General features: G+C 73.4%; 10 protein-coding genes and 1 pseudogene. 10 read left to right on the top strand and 1 reads right to left on the bottom strand.

What is annotated here, in order from left to right:
• Window positions 1-118 precede the first annotated feature (118 nt).
• Genes ACSU6L_RS29860 through ACSU6L_RS29850 form a run of 3 tightly spaced genes read left to right on the top strand, consistent with a single transcriptional unit; the run spans window position 119 to window position 4,647 of the window.
• Entirely contained in the window at window positions 119-1,486 is a 1,368-nt protein-coding gene (locus tag ACSU6L_RS29860) for a tetratricopeptide repeat protein (RefSeq protein ID WP_437061765.1), read from the top strand.
• Entirely contained in the window at window positions 1,483-3,012 is a 1,530-nt protein-coding gene (locus ACSU6L_RS29855; RefSeq protein WP_437061763.1) for a nickel transporter, read from the top strand. The genes ACSU6L_RS29860 and ACSU6L_RS29855 overlap by 4 nt, the downstream gene beginning before the upstream one ends.
• Window positions 3,013-3,063: 51 nt before the next feature.
• Complete coding sequence (locus ACSU6L_RS29850; RefSeq protein WP_437061761.1) at window positions 3,064-4,647, top strand: protein kinase domain-containing protein; 1,584 nt, start codon at window positions 3,064-3,066, stop codon at window positions 4,645-4,647.
• A 3-nt stretch (window positions 4,648-4,650) separates the two neighbouring features.
• Here the strand turns inward: ACSU6L_RS29850 and ACSU6L_RS29845 are convergent, their stop codons facing one another.
• Window positions 4,651-5,454, bottom strand: coding sequence for an SGNH/GDSL hydrolase family protein (locus ACSU6L_RS29845; protein ID WP_437061759.1), 804 nt, complete (start codon window positions 5,452-5,454; stop codon window positions 4,651-4,653).
• A 322-nt stretch (window positions 5,455-5,776) separates the two neighbouring features.
• Between ACSU6L_RS29845 and ACSU6L_RS29840 the strand changes: the two genes are divergently transcribed.
• From ACSU6L_RS29840 to ACSU6L_RS29810, 7 genes and pseudogenes are all read left to right on the top strand, one after another.
• On the top strand, window positions 5,777-6,982 hold the full coding sequence (locus ACSU6L_RS29840) for a S8 family peptidase (protein WP_437061757.1): 1,206 nt from the start codon (window positions 5,777-5,779) through the stop codon (window positions 6,980-6,982).
• Between the two features lie 141 nt (window positions 6,983-7,123).
• A complete protein-coding gene (locus ACSU6L_RS29835; RefSeq protein ID WP_437061755.1) occupies window positions 7,124-7,570 on the top strand; it encodes a hypothetical protein in 447 nt (148 codons plus the stop codon).
• A 4-nt stretch (window positions 7,571-7,574) separates the two neighbouring features.
• Window positions 7,575-8,672: a GNAT family N-acetyltransferase gene (locus ACSU6L_RS29830; RefSeq protein WP_437061753.1), complete on the top strand. Its 1,098-nt coding sequence runs from the start codon at window positions 7,575-7,577 to the stop codon at window positions 8,670-8,672.
• Between the two features lie 343 nt (window positions 8,673-9,015).
• Window positions 9,016-9,837, top strand: a complete 822-nt coding sequence (locus ACSU6L_RS29825; protein WP_365517517.1) for a glycosyltransferase family 2 protein — start codon at window positions 9,016-9,018, stop codon at window positions 9,835-9,837.
• Window positions 9,834-10,838, top strand: a pseudogene (locus ACSU6L_RS29820) (glycosyltransferase); the annotation flags it as partial. The gene ACSU6L_RS29825 and the pseudogene ACSU6L_RS29820, both read left to right, overlap by 4 nt.
• Window positions 10,839-10,841: 3 nt before the next feature.
• On the top strand, window positions 10,842-11,645 hold the full coding sequence (locus ACSU6L_RS29815; protein ID WP_437065118.1) for a polysaccharide deacetylase family protein: 804 nt from the start codon (window positions 10,842-10,844) through the stop codon (window positions 11,643-11,645).
• Entirely contained in the window at window positions 11,638-15,354 is a 3,717-nt protein-coding gene (locus ACSU6L_RS29810; RefSeq protein WP_437061751.1) for a lipopolysaccharide biosynthesis protein, read from the top strand. Before ACSU6L_RS29815 ends, ACSU6L_RS29810 begins: the two co-directional genes overlap by 8 nt.
• The last annotated feature ends 17 nt before the right edge of the window (window positions 15,355-15,371 follow it).

Raw genomic sequence — 15,371 nt, 5'->3', positions numbered from 1 at the left:
GCGCGTCGGCGACCGACGACAACGCGGCTGGGAGGTCCCCCTGCTCGAAGAGCTTGGGGGAGTGCGTGCCAGACCCCGCGACGCCGGACTGATCCGAAAGAGAGGCCCTAGGAGAGGCATGGTCCCGCGCACCACGAAAGACGACGACACCGGGTCCCGGCGGGCCCTTCGGCTCGCCGGGTGTGCCGCGCTGCTGGCCGTGGCCCTGACCGGGACGGCGATCGCGGTCGGCGACGTCCGCGAGGGCGGTCAGCGGCCGCTCTCCCCGGCGCCCGCCGCCGTCACCCCGGCCCTGCTGTCGCAGGGTGACCTGGACGCGGGCGTCAGCGCCCTGCAGTCCCATCTGCGCGCCCAGCCGAGGGATTTCGGCGGCTGGGCGACCCTCGGCCTGGCCTACGTCGAGCAGGCCAGGACCGGCGGCGACCCCTCCCGCTACCCGGCGGCCGAACGCGCTCTGGAGCGCTCACTCGCCCTGCGGCCCGGCAACGACCAGGCCCTCGCCGGCCGCGCCGCCCTGGCCGCCGCACGGCACGACTTCACCGCCGCCCTGCGCGACGCCGACCGGGCGCTGAAGGAGAACCCGTACAACGAGCGCGCCCTGTGCGCCCGGATCGACGCACTGGTGGAACTCGGCCGCTACCCCGAGGCGGCGCGGGCCGCCCGCCTCGCGGACACCCGGCGGCCGGGGATACCGGTGTTCACGCGGTACGCGTACGTCCACGAGCTGCGCGGTGACGTCCGCACCGCACGCCGGGTCCTGACCCGGGCGCTCGACTCGGCCACCGCACCCGGTGACGTGGCGTACGTGGCCACCGCGCTCGGCCAGCTCGCCTGGAACGAGGGCGACCACGAGACGGCCCTGCGGCACTACGCCCGCGCTCTCGCCGCCGACGACGCCTACCTGCCCGCGCTGGAGGGCCGGGCCCGGGCCCAGGCCGCGCGGGGCGAGCGGGCGGCGGCGATCCGGACGGCGGAGCAGGTCGTCGCGCGGGCCCCGCTGCCGGGCCCGCTGGTGCTGCTCGGCGAGCTGTACGAGCAGCGCGGCGACCGGGGCGACCGGGCGAAGGCCCGTGAGCAGTACGCCCTCGTCGACGCCTGGACGGCGCTGGCCCGCTCCGGCGGCCTCAACCCCGACCTGGACACCGCCCTCGCGGCGGCCGACCACGGCGACGAACGGACCGCCCTGCGCGCGGCCCGCGCCGAGTGGGAGCGCCGCCGCACCGTGCACACCGCCGACGCCCTCGCCTGGGCGCTGCACGTCAACGGGCGGGACGCGGAGGCCCTGCCGTACGCCCGCCGGGCCACCGCCACCGGCTACCGCAACGCCGCTTTCCACTACCACCGCGGCATGATCGAGCGCGCGCTGGGCCGCGCCCCGGACGCCCGTGCCTCCCTCGGCAAGGCCCTGGAGCTCAACCCGGGCTTCTCGGCCCGGGGCGCCCGCGAGGCCCGCGCGGCCCTGAAGAGCCTGGAGGCAGCCGAGTGAAAGCCCGTCACCTCCTGGCCGCCGCCGGGGCCGCCTGCGCGCTCGCCGTGCTGCCCGCCGGGGCCGCAGTGGCCCATCCGCTCGGCAACTTCACCGTCAACCAGTACGACGGCCTGGTCGCCGCCCCCGGGAAGCTGCGGATCGAGCACGTCGAGGACTTCGCCGAGATCCCGGCGACCCAGGCCGCGCCGGACATCGAGCGGCAGGGCATGGCCGCCTGGACCCGCGAGCGGTGCGCGCGGGCCGCGCGGGACAGCGAGGTCACGGTCGGCGGCCGCCCGGTCGCCGTGACCGTCGTCTCCCACACCGGCCGGGTCCGGCCGGGTCAGGCGGGGCTCGACACCCTGCGCGTGGAGTGCCGGCTGACGGCACCGCTTCCCGAGGGCACGAGCGTGACCGTAGGCTTCCGCGCCGCCGGCGCGGCCCTCGGCCCCGGCTGGCGGGAGATCACCGCACGCGGCGACCGTACGACGCTCACCGCGTCGGACGTGCCGCGGGAGTCGGCGTCGCGCGTGCTGACCCGCTACCCCGAGGAGTCGCTGTCGTCCCCGGCCGACACCACCACCGCGTCCCTGCGGGTGCGCCCCGGCGGGCCCGCCCTCGCCGGGGAGCGGGACGACGGCGACGCGCCCGCCGGGTCCGTGCTGCCGCCCGGCGCCGACCGGTTCACCCGCGCCCTGGACTCCCTGATCGCCCGTCACGACCTCACCCCCGGGTTCGCCGCCCTCGCCCTGGCCGTCGCGCTGGGCCTGGGCGCCATGCACGCGCTCGCGCCGGGCCACGGCAAGACGCTGATGGCCGCCACGGCGGCGGCGCACGGGGGCAGGACGCGGCTGCGGGACGTGCTGCCGCTGGCCGCGTCGGTGACCGTCACCCACACGCTCGGCGTGGTCGCCCTGGGCCTGCTGGTCACGGCCGGTTCGGCGGCGGCGCCCTCGGTCGTCGCCTGGCTCGGCATCGCGAGCGGCGTTCTGGTGACGGCGGCGGGAGCGGGCCTCGTACGACGCGCCTGGCGGAACCGGGGACACGGACACACACACGGGCACGGACACGGACACACGCACGGGCACGGACACGGACACACGCACGGGCACGGGCATGAACACGGCCATGGACATGCGCATGAACACGGGCACGGGCATGGCCACGAGCACGGGCACCATCACCATCACCCCCATCCGCACTCCCACCCCCGCCCCACCCTCCGAGGCACCCTCTTCCTAGGGTTCGCCGGCGGGCTCGTGCCCAGTCCCTCCGCGGTGGTCGTGCTCGTCGGCGCGGCGGCGCTGGGGCAGGCCTGGTTCGGGCTGCTGCTCGTCATGGCGTACGGTGCGGGGCTCGCGCTGACCCTGACCGCGGCCGGGTTCGCGGTGTCCAGGCTGGGGGCGCGCGTGGCCCGGGCGCGGCTGCCCGGGGGCCCGCTGACGGCGGCGCTGCGCCGGAGCGCGCCGCTGGGATCGGCGTCCGTGGTCCTGGCGTTGGGGGCCGGATTGGTGCTCAAGGGGGCGGCAACGGCACTCGGGTGAGCTACTTTCGTGGAGAAACAGGGATTTCGCCCGGATGCGAAGGGGGCGCCCGTGTCCGACGTACCGGGCCGTGAACGGCTGATCGCGGGTCGCTACCGGCTGCTGTCCCCCCTCGGCGAGGGCGGCATGGGCACCGTGTGGCGGGCCCGTGACGAGGTGCTGCACCGCGAGGTCGCCGTCAAGGAGGTGCGCGCCCCGGCGGGGCTGTACGGCACCGACGTGGAGCGGATGTACGCCCGGCTGGAGCGGGAGGCGTGGGCCGCCGCGCGGATCACCGACCGCAATGTGGTGACCGTCTACGACGTGGCGACCGAGGACGGCCGCCCGTGGATCGTCATGGAGCTGGTACGGGGCGTCTCGCTGGCCGAACTGCTGGACGCCGAGGGCCCGCTGACGCCGCGGAGGGCGGCGCACGTCGGCGCCGAGGTGCTGGCCGCGCTGCGGTCGGCGCACGCGGCGGGGGTGCTGCACCGGGATGTGAAGCCGGCCAACGTGCTGCTGTCGAACGACGGCCGGGTGGTGCTCACCGATTTCGGCATCGCCATGGTCGAGGGCAGTTCCGCGCTGACCATGACGGGCGAGGTCGTCGGCTCGCCCGAGTTCCTCGCGCCGGAGCGGGCGCTCGGCCGCACGCCGGGGCCCGAGTCCGACCTGTGGTCGCTGGGCGTGCTGCTGTACGCGGCGGTGGAGGGCAGTTCGCCGTTCCGTCACGACACTCCGCTGAGCACCCTGCGGGCCGTCGTCGACGAGGAGTTGCCGCCGCCACGCCGGGCGGGGCCGCTCGCCCCCGTCATCGAGGGGCTGTTGCGCAAGGACCCGGCCGAGCGGCTGTCGGCGGACCGCGCCGAGCAGGATCTGCGGGTGATCGGCGCGGGGGGTTCCCCGCGCGCGGACACCGCCCCGACGACGCCGGTGGCGCCGTATCCGCAGACGGTCGCGGCGTCCACCGCGCCGCCCCGGCAGCCGTCCGCCTCCTCCACCGCTCCGCTCCCGGAGCCGCCGCCCCGTGACCGCCGGGGTGTCCTCGCCGTGGTCGCGGGCCTGGTGGTGCTCGCCCTGGCGCTGGGGGGTCTGGCGTACGCGCTGGTCAACCTGGACGGCGGCGACGGCGGTGGCAGCGCGGGCGGTGCCACCAGGAGCACCCCCACCGTGGAGCGGAGTTCGCCGACGCCGACCGAGGAGGAGACCTCAGAGGAGCCGCCGTCCCCGTCGCCCAGCCCGACCCCGAGCAGCAGCCGTCCGAGCACACCGCCGCCCCAGTCGGTGACCGTCTCCGTCACCGGCTCCCGCACGGAGTACCACGGTCCCTGCCCGCCGCCGCAGGTGGACGCGCCCGAGTTCACGGCGACGTTCACGGTGGGCCGGCTGCCCGCGGAGGTGGAGTACCGGTGGGTGAACGGCAACGGTGAGCCGGTCGAGGGGGGCTGGCGGACGCTGTCGTTCCCGGAGGGCCGCGAGAAGAGCCGGCAGGCCCGGGTGGTCGTGACGACGTACGACGAGGGCGGGACGTTCGAGAGCGCGATCGGTGTGGAGGTCCGTGAGCCGGTGCACACCACGTCCGGCGCGGTCGCGTTCTCGGTGACCTGTGTGACGGAGACCCCGACGGGCGGGGTCTCCGCTTCACCGAGTGCGTGAGGTTCAGGCCACGTTGCGGAAGACCGGCAGGTAGCCGCCGGACTGGCCGCTCGCGGTCGGGTGGTACGACTCGCCGATGTTCAGCCAGTTGACGCTGTGCAGCCAGGAGCTGCCGGAGCAGATCTCGTGGCCGGTGAACGTGGTGCGGACGTCACCGAAGGTGAAGCCGTGGTTCAGGGCGCGCTTCTCGATCGCGGTGTTCAGGTGGTCGGAGGCCTGGTTGATGGCGGCGCGCTTGGTCTCGGAGAGACCGAGGCACGAGGCGCCGAGCTGGTAGAAGCGGGGGTAGCCGAGCACGACGACGTGGGCCGACGGCGCCTTGGAGCGGATGGCGCCGTAGACGGCGTCGAGCTTGCCGGGCAGCGTCGAGTCGACGTACGCCCTGGCGGTGTTGATGCGGCTGATGCAGGCGCTGTCGGACTGCAGGACACAGGTCGTCATGACGTCGGCGAAGCCGGCGTCGTTGCCGCCGACGCTGATGGAGACCAGGCCGGTGCCGGTGCCGAGCGGAGTGAGCTGGTTGGCGAGGACATCGTCGGTGCGGGCGCCCGAGCAGGCGGTGAAGTGGAAGGACGAGGGTGCGTTGGCGGCGGCCCAGAGTTGCGGGAACGCCTTGGTGCTGCGCTTGCAGTCGCCGCTGGAGCTGATGTAGCTGCCCGCGCCGACGCCGGAGGAGTAGGAGTCGCCGAGCGCCACGTAGCCGGTGGCGGCGGCTTCGGACGCGTGGGCCCCGGCGGCTCCGGTGAGCGTCGCCACGACGCCGAGGAGGACCGAGCTCACGTATGCGACAAGTCGGGAACGTCTCATGGAACCTCCCTTTAGCAGGATCTCTGCGTCAACCGTCGTACCAACTACGCGTGTTGACGGGAAGTGTCCATGCCAAGTCTTTTGTGAGCGTTCCCGCTGCGTTCCTGATCAGTTTCTGATCGCTTTTCAGACCATTCCCGGCCACTTCCGGACCGATCCCCCGACGCCCTCGTGCGCCGCGTTTCGTGTGCATGACAGATTTGTTGACGGGTGCTCAACTCCCTTGTTTCCCCAGTCACGGGCACCTCACGCTGTTTCGCGTAACCCCACAGACGCAGCGCCCCACCCGGGCGCGCGCCGCCAAGAGGAGGACTCCCTCGTAATGGCACACCTGCGAAGCAAGAAGGTCCGGCTCGCCGCGATAACCAGCCTGGCGACCGCCGCCCTCGTGGGCGGGCTCACCGCCCTCCCCGCCCAGGCCGCCCCGGCCGAGGGCACCGTGCTCGCGGCCGGCTCCCCCACCGCGATCAAGGACAGCTACCTCGTCACGCTGAAGAAGAGCGCCGGCCTCAAGGCCGCGTCCAGCGAGGGCAAGGATCTGATCGAGCGGTACGGCGGTTCGGTCAGGAAGACGTTCAAGAGCGCCCTGAACGGCTACTCCGCCACCCTCTCCGCGAGCGAGGCGAAGAGACTCGCCGCAGACCCGGCGGTCGCCTCCGTCGAGCAGAACCAGCGCGTCTCCATCGACGCCACGCAGTCCAACGCCCCCTGGGGCCTGGACCGCATCGACCAGACCTCCCTCCCGCTGTCCGGGACCTACACCTACCCGGACAGCGCGGGCAGCGGTGTGACCGCCTACGTCATCGACACCGGCGTGCGCATCACCCACTCGCAGATCAGCGGTCGTGCCTTCAACGGCTACGACGCCGTCGACGGCGACACCACCGCCCAGGACGGCAACGGCCACGGCACCCACGTGGCCACCACCATCGCGGGCTCCACCTACGGCGTCGCCAAGAAGGCGAAGATCGTCGCGGTCCGGGTGCTGAACAACAGCGGCTCGGGCACCACCGCGGGCGTGGTCGCGGGCATCGACTGGGTGACGCAGAACCACTCCGGTCCCTCGGTCGCCAACCTCTCCCTCGGCGGCGGGGTCTCCACGACGCTGGACAACGCGGTGCGCAACTCCATCGCCAGCGGCGTGACCTACGCGGTCGCGGCGGGCAACAGCAACGCCAACGCGTCCTCGTTCTCCCCGGCCCGGGTCTCCGAGGCCATCACCGTCGGCGCCACCACCAGCACCGACGCCCGCGCCAGCTACTCCAACTACGGCTCGGTGCTGGACATCTTCGCGCCGGGCTCCTCCATCACGGCGGGCTGGCACACCAGCGACACCGCGACCAACACCATCTCCGGCACCTCGATGGCGACCCCGCACGTCGCGGGCGCGGCCGCCGTCTACCTGGCGAACCACACCTCCGCCACCCCGGCGCAGGTCGCCTCGGCGCTGACCGCCGGCGCCACCACCGGCAAGGTCACCAGCCCCGGCAGCGGCTCGCCGAACCGGCTGCTGAAGCTGGTCCCGTGACACCCGCGTCACTGATGTGAACCACGGTTCCCCGGAGGTGCGCCACGCCTCCGGGGAACACCCGTCGCCGTCTTGACGGCTCCCTCCGCACTGGGTCACATTGAAGCCCGGCATCCGGCGCTTCGGGGGGCAAAGTCGCCAATGCAGACCATCCGCAGCACAACCGATCCAGGCGGAACAGATACGGCGGACGAGGCGGACGACGCCGAGCGGTCGCGGTCAGGGCCGGGGAGGGACCTGACACCACTGCTCGCGGGCGCCGCCACCGCCGTTGGAGCGCTCGGCGCGTTCCTCGCACTCACCGGCTCCGGCTCGCCGCTGCGCGGCCCGTTCACCCTGTTCTTCCTGCTTGCGGCACCGGCCGCGGCGATCGCCGTCGCACTCACCGGGCTGGAACCCTTCGGCCGCACCGTCGCCGCGCTGGCGGGCGCGGTCGTCGTCGACATGCTGGTGGCCCAGATCCTGCTGGCCACGCACCACTGGTCGGTGCGCGCCGGGCTGGTGGCCGTGACCGTGTTCAGCGCCCTCGTTCTCCTGCTGGTTCCAGTGCGGCGGCTGCGCGGCCGCACGCCGAGAAGACAGGGCTAGTGACGTGGACATCAGCGTGTACCGCCCCGGCGAGCTGACCGCCGCCGACCGGGCGGAGTGGACCGCTCTGCAGGCCAAGGCGCATCTGCACGGCTCGCCGGAGCTGGCGAACCCCTTCCTGTCCCCGGAGTTCGCGCTCGCGGTGGGCCGCTACCGGCGTGGCGTACGGATCGCGGTGGTCCGGGAGGGCGGCGAGCCGGTCGCGTTCCTGCCGTTCCAGCGGTCCGCCGCCGGCGTGGGCCGGGCGATCGGACTCGGGGTCTCCGACGCGCAGGGCGTGGTGCACCGGCCGGGGTTCACCTGGGACGCGCGGGAGCTGCTGCGGGCCTGCGGGCTCGCCGTCCTGGAGTTCGACCATCTGGTCGAGGGGCAGCGGCCGTTCGCGGCCGGCGTCTCCGGCACCTTCCCGTCCCCGGTCATGGACGTCGACCAGGGCTACGACAGCTATCTCGCCGGGCTGCGGGAGCGCTCGCCGAAGTTCACCCGGACCACGCTCGCCAAGGAGCGCAAGCTGGGGCGGGACGCGAGCGGCGTGGTCTACGTGCACGACGAGCGGGACCCGGCCGCGCTGCGCACGCTCATGGGATGGAAGTCGGCGCAGTACCGCCGTACCGGGCGCAGCGACCGCTTCGCGCAGGACTGGATCACCGATCTGGTCCGCCATCTCTTCCACACCCGCACCGAGCGGTTCGCCGGGACCCTGTCGGTGCTGTACGCGGACGGCAGGCCGGTGGCCGCGCACTTCGGGCTGCGCAGCGAGCGGATCCTCGCCTGCTGGTTCCCGGCGTACGACCCGGCGTTCGCCCGGTACTCCCCGGGCCTGATCCTGCATCTGCGCATGGCCGAGGCGGCCGCCGCCGACGGGGTCGCGTATCTCGATCTGGGCCGGGGCGAGAAGGAATACAAGGACTCCCTGAAGACCCGGGACATCCGGGTGTCGGAGGGGTGGGTGACGCGCCGTCACCCGGTGGCGCTCGGGCATCGGGCACGCCGTGCCCCGGTGCGGGCACTGCGCAACGCCGTGGTGTCCCGGCCGGAGCTGTTCGAGCCCGCCGACCGGCTGCTGAAACGGGTGGGAAAGATCCGCTCAGTACGGCACTAGTCGGCGGTAACGGGAAAACCGACAAAAACGTGAGGTCTGGTTCCAGGCCTTGCCATATGGACTCAATCGTCAATACCGTCGTACAACTCACTCGCATCGGACCATCATCCAGCGGACCAGGGGAGGGCTCAGGGCCGCGGTGGTGCCGGCGCGAGAGCGCGGTAGGGGGGTGCCGTGACCGGTCGGCGTGCGTACGCGTGCGCGACCGGGGACGTGCCGCGCAACCGGCTGCCGTTTTCCGGCGCCGGTGGGTTTCGCCAGTGACACAACCCCCCTTTCGAACCGGACAGACAACCGGGCCGCCCAGGGGCGGGCGGTCCACCGGACGAGAGGGACCAGACTCATGAGCTCAGTACTGCGCCCGGTGAGCACGGGCCACGAGCCGGCCAGGAGCACCGCGTACCGGCCGATCTCCTCCCACCTGGCGATCGCGCCGCCGGTGAGCGTGGTGATCCCGGCCATGAACGAGGCGGAGAACCTTCCGTACGTCTTCAAGACCCTGCCGGACTGGATACACGAGGTCGTCCTGGTCGACGGCAACTCCACCGACGACACCGTCGAGGTCGCCCGTGAGCTGTGGCCCGGCGTGAAGGTCGTGCGACAGCGCGGCAAGGGCAAGGGGGACGCGCTGATCACCGGGTTCGAGGCCTGCACCGGCGACATCATCGTGATGGTCGACGCCGACGGCTCGGCCGACGGCAACGAGATCGTGTCGTACGTCTCCGCGCTGGTCTCCGGCGCGGACTTCGCCAAGGGCTCCCGCTTCGCCAACGGCGGCGGCACCGACGACATGACGTTCGTCCGCAAGCTCGGCAACCGCGCCCTGTGCGCGGTCGTCAACCGGAAGTTCGGCGCCCGCTACACCGACCTCTGCTACGGCTACAACGCGTTCTGGCGGCACTGCCTGGACAAGATCGACCTCGACTGCACCGGCTTCGAGGTGGAGACCCTGATGAACATCCGGGTGGTCAAGGCGGGCCTGCGGGTGCAGGAGATACCGAGCCACGAATACCTCCGCATCCACGGCACCAGCAACCTCAGCGCCGTCCGCGACGGGCTGCGGGTGCTGCGCGTCATCCTGCGGGAGCGCTCCAACCGGCGGGCGCTGCGCCGCCGTACGCACGCCTCCCCGATGCTCGACGCGGTGCGGGGAGAGGCGTCTTGAGCGGTACGGGAAGCGGGGCCCCGGGCGGCCCCGGCATCTCCGTGGTCGTCTGCGTCTACACCGAGGAGCGCTGGGAGGACATCCTCGCGGCGGTCGCCTCGGTGCGGGCGCAGTCCCGGCCGGCCCTGGAGACCCTGCTGGTCGTCGACCACAACCGGGCGCTGCTGGACCGGCTGGAGCGGGAGTACAAGGAGGCCGAGGACGTGCGGGTGCTCGCCAACGCGGGCCCCCGCGGACTGTCCGCCGGCCGCAACACCGGCATCGCCGCCGCGCACGGCGAGGTGATCGCCTTCCTCGACGACGACGCCGTCGCCGAGCGGGACTGGCTGCGCCACTTCGCGGCGGCCTACGCAGATCCGCGGGTGATGGCGGTCGGCGGCCGTACGGTGCCCGTCTGGGCGTCGGGCCGCCGTCCCGTGTGGTTCCCGGAGGAGTTCGACTGGGTGGTGGGCTGCACCTACCGGGGGCTGCCGCCCGGCCGGGTCCGGGTGCGCAACGTGCTCGGCGGCAACGCCTCGTTCCGCCGGATCGCCTTCGACGCGGCGGGCGGCTTCGCCACCGGCATCGGACGCGACGGCGACAAGCGCCCGCTGGGCTGCGAGGAGACGGAGCTGTGCATCCGGCTCACCCGGGCCGTGCCCGGCGCGGTGCTGCTGATCGACGACCGGGCGGTGATCCACCACCGGGTGCCGACGGGCCGGGAGCGCTTCGGCTACTTCCGCGCCCGCACGTACGCCGAGGGCCTGTCGAAGGCGCTGGTCGCCCGCAGCGTCGGCGCCGGCAAGGGGCTGGAGTCGGAGCGGCGGTACGCCACCCGGGTGCTGCCCGCCGGGGTGGCGCGCGGGCTGCGGGACGCCGTGCTGGCCCGGCCGGGCGGCGCGGGGCGGGCCGGGGCGATCGTCGCCGGAGTGCTGACGGCGGCCGGCGGGTACGTCGTCGGGAGTGTGCGGGCGCGCCGGGGCGGGACCGCGTTCTCCGTGGCGCCGATCGAGGGGGGGGAGCGGATGACCGCGGAGACCGGTGTGCCGATCCTCATGTACCACGCGGTCGCCACCGACCCGAACGACGCCACCCGCGCCCTCTCCGTCGCTCCCGAGGCGTTCGCCGCCCAGATGGAGCTGGTCGGCGACCTGGGCCTGACCCCGGTGACCACCGCCGACCTGGCCGCCCGCTGGCGCGCCGGGCGCCCGCTGCCGAGCCGCCCGGTCCTGGTCACCTTCGACGACGGCTACGCGGGCGTCCACCGGCACGCCCTGCCGGTGCTCGCCAAGCACGGCTTCCCGGCCACGCTGTTCGTCTCCACCGGCTGGCTGCGCGGCCCGCACGACACCGGGGGCGCCCTGGACACCATGCTCGACTGGGACCAGGTGCGCGAACTGGCCGCCGCGGGTGTGGAGGTCGGCGGGCACAGCCACAGCCATCCGCAGCTCGACCAGTTGGACGACGACGCGCTGCGCTTCGAGCTGACCCGCTGCCGCGACCTGGTCGCCGGTGAACTCGGCGCGCTCCCGCTGTCCTTCGCCTACCCGTACGGCTACTCCAGCCGCCGGGTCCGGCGGGAGGTGCGGGCGGCCGGGTTCGCCCAGGCGCTCGCCGTCGGCAACGAGCTGGCCCGGCGCCGCCAGGGGCCGTACGCGCTGCGCCGGGTCACCGTGCGCCGCGGCACCGGGATCGAGGAGTTCGCGCGGCTGGTCGAGGGCCGCGCGATCGCCCGTACGTTCGCCACCGACCGTGCCCTGACCAAGGGGTACGCCATGGTCCGCAGAGCCCGACAGGTCCGCCGGAAGGCCATCCGTTCCCGTGTCTGACACGACCACCGCAGCGCAGGCCACGACGTCCGCCGAACCGGAACAGGCGACGCCCGGGCGGCCGGGCGGCGGCCAGCTGTTCCGCAACGCCTACGCGCTGATGCTCAACACCGGGATCTCCGCGGTGCTGGGTCTCGGCTTCTGGCTGGCGGCCGCCCGCTACTACTCCGAGTCGGCGGTCGGCCAGGGCTCCGCCGCGATCGCCGCGATGAAACTCCTCGCGGGTCTGACCGCGGTGACCCTGACCGGTGCCCTGGCCCGGTTCATCCCGGTCGCCGGGCGCACCACCGGCCGGCTCATCTTCCGCACCTACGCGGGCAGTTCGCTGATGGTGGCGCTGGCGGCCGGGGTGTTCCTGCTGACGCTGGACCTGTGGGGGCCCTCGTACGGCTTCCTGGACGGGCCGGTGAACGGGCTGGGGTTCGTCGTCGCGGTGATCGCCTGGAATCTGCTCACGCTGCAGGACGGGGTGCTGACCGGGTTGCGCAGCGCGCTGTGGGTGCCGGTCGGCAACACCGCGTTCTCCGCGGTCAAGCTGGGCCTGCTGGTCGCGTTCGCGGCGGCCGTCCCGACGACCGGCGTGTTCGTGTCGTGGGTGGCGGCGATCGCGGTGTCCGTGCTGCCGCTGGGCTGGCTGGTGTTCCGGCGGCTGGTGCCCCGGCATGTGGCGGCGACCGAGGAGCACGTGAGGCCGCCGTCGCTGCGGGAGGTGGGCCGGTTCCTCGCGGGCGACTACACCGGATCGCTGTTCTCGCTGGCCGTCGTCTACCTCGTCCCGGTGATCGTGGCCGCGCAGGTCAGCTCCGAGGACAACGCGTACTTCTACATCACCGCGACCATCGGCGGCACGGTCAACCTGCTCGCCATCAACATGGGCGCCTCGCTGACCGTCGAGGGCTCGCACGACCCGGGCCGGCTCGCCGCCAACACCCGTGCGGCGCTGCGCCGCATGGCCAAGATCATGCTCCCGGTCTGCGCCGTGCTGTTCTTCGGCGCCCCGTGGATCCTCGGCGTCTTCGGGGCTGGCTACGCGGACGCGGCCACGCCGCTGCTGCGCTGGTTCGCGGTCGGCGCGGTGCTGCGGGTGGTGATGGAGACGTACTTCGCGGTGCTGCGCGCCCAGAGCCGTACGGCGGGACTCGCCTGGTTGCAGGGCCTGCTGTGCGCGCTGGTGCTCGGGCTGACGCTGCTGCTCCTCCCCCGGATGGGGCTGACCGGCGCGGGCGTCGCGGAGATCGTCAGCCTCGCGGTGATCGTGGCGATCGCCGCGCCCAGGCTGTACCGGACCGTCCGGGCGGTACCGTCCGGCGCCGGCCGCCCCGAGATGACGGCACCGGACGGAGACGTCGCCGACCCGCCGGCGCGCGAGGCCGGCACCGCGCCCCCGACCCGCCGCCGCGGCCCGGGCTGGGCGCTCGACACCGACACCCTCGCCCTCGGCGTCCACGTCGACTTCGACCATCTGGAACGCCGCCCGGACGTCCGCCCGGGGCCGGGCACACCACCGGCGGGCATCCCCGTTCCGGCCGACGCGGACGTGGACGCGCCGTTCGAAGCGGACGCCGAGCCCCCGCACCGGACCGAGCAGCCGGAGACCTCGGAGAAGAAGGACGTGGCGCAGCTCGTGCAGCTCGCCGAAGCGGCGGTTCCGCCGCCCGCACCGCCCGCGCCGCCGATGGCCCGCCGGCAGCGTCTGATGCCCACCCGCCTCGGCGTGGTCCTCGGCTGTCTGCTGGTCGCCGCGCTGCTGCTGTACTGGGTGCCCGCCGCCCGGCTCGGCGAGGCCGACCTCGACCGGATGGGCGGACTCGGGCTGATCTCCGTGCTGCCCACCCCGACGCTGGTCGGCGCCGGCCTGCTGGTGGTGGTGTTCGCCTCGCTGCTCTGGCTGGGGCGCGAGCACCGGGCGCTGCTGCTGGTGACCCTGCTGGCGACGGTGGTCTCGCTGCACGCGCTGCCCGCCGTCGTCGAGACCGAACCGCGGTTCGCGACCGCCTGGCAGCACCTGGGCTTCCTCGACCACATCGACCGGACCGGGACGGCCGTGCCCGACCTGGACGCGCGGTGGAGCTGGCCGGGCTTCTTCGCGGCGGCCGCGTTCGTCGCCGAGGCCTGCGGGGTCACCGACTTCACCGAGGTCATCCGCTGGTGGCCGACGGGCATCCAGCTGCTGTACCTGGCGCCGGTGTTCCTGCTGACCCGCTCGCTGCGGGCGAGCTGGCGGGCCCGCTGGACCGGCATGTGGATCTTCGTGCTGAGCGGCTGGGTGGGCCAGGACTACTTCTCCCCGCAGGGCTTCACCTATCTCCTCTACCTGGTCTTCGTGGCGATCCTGCTGGTGTGGTTCCGCGCGCCGCGCGTGATCTGGACGAGACTGCGGCCCGGCGAGGCGGAGGTCGAGCCGGTGAACCGGCGGCAGCGGGCGGTGCTGCTGCTGGTGGTGATCGGCCTGTTCATGGCGAGCGTGCCCGCCCATCAGCTCACCCCGTTCGTGATGCTGGGCGTGGTCACCGTGCTGGTCCTCGTCGGCCGCTGCGAACTACGCGGGCTGCCCGTGCTGTTCGGGGTGGCGGTGGTGTCCTGGATCGGTTTCATGGCGGAGCCGTACTGGTCGGGGCACTTCGACGAGATGTTCGGCGGGATCGGCGGGGTCGGCGGCAATGTCTCCTCGTCGGTGTCCGGCCGGATCGAGGGCGGCAGTTCCACGCACAAGCTGGTGCTGTACGCGCGGGTGGCGCTGGCCGGCGGGGTGCTGGCGCTGGCCTGCTGGGGCTGGTGGCGGCGGCGCGACCACCGGTACCGGGAGCGTGCGCTGCCGGTCCTCGTCTTCGTGCCGTTCCTCGGCTTCGGCATGCAGTCGTACGGCGGCGAGATGGCGCTGCGCGTGTTCATGTTCGCGCTGCCCGGCGCGGCCCTGCTGGCCGGCCTGGCGCTGTTCCCGCGCACCGGCGTCACCGCGAAGGAACGCGACCGGGACCGGGTCAGTCTCGCCCCGCTGGCGGCGCTGATGGCCGGCCTGGTGCTCATGGGCGGCTTCCTGGTGGCCCGCTGGGGCAACGAGCCGTTCGAGCGGATCCGGCCCGGCGAGGTCGCCGCCATGGAGTACGTGTACGCGCACGACGATCCGAGCGTGCGGCTGCTGTGGCTGAGCAACGACACCTTCGAGAACGTGACACCGGCGATGCCGTGGGGCGCGCGGGACATGGAGAAGGTGGAGTACGTGCCGACGCTCGCACCGACCGACCCGGTGCTGGTGTCGGGGCTGGTGAAGGCGCTCAAGGACGCCGGCCCGAACTCGTACCTGATGGTCAACCGCAGTCAGGTCACGTATCTGACGATGGACGTCGGGTATGCCACGACCTGGGAGCCGCGGCTGATCCGGAACCTGGACCGGCGCCCGGAGCTGCGGAAGGTCCTCGTCAACGAGGACGTCACGATGTACGCGCTGAGCGAGCGTCCCGCGGGGCCCGTTCCCGAGCCGGATCCCGGACCGGCGGGGCCGCGGGTGACCTGGACGCCGTGGTCGGTGGTCGGGGCGCTGGCGGCGGCCGCGCTGATCGTGCTGCTCGCGGCCCGGGAGGTGCTGCGGGTCGCGGTGCGGCCGGGGGTACGGCAGCTGCGCCGCCTCCAGGGCAGCTTCTGGTTCTCGCTGCCGTTGCTGGCGGTGCTGCTGGCCTCGCTGGTGCAGCGGTTCCTGACGATCAAGTGAGAGGTGCGCGGCAGACG

The organism is Streptomyces sp. enrichment culture (genome assembly GCF_964272855.1).
Taxonomy (GTDB): Bacteria; Actinomycetota; Actinomycetes; order Streptomycetales; family Streptomycetaceae; genus Streptomyces.
Note: the sequence above shows the minus strand (reverse complement) of the source record. Positions and strands in the feature narration are given on the sequence as shown.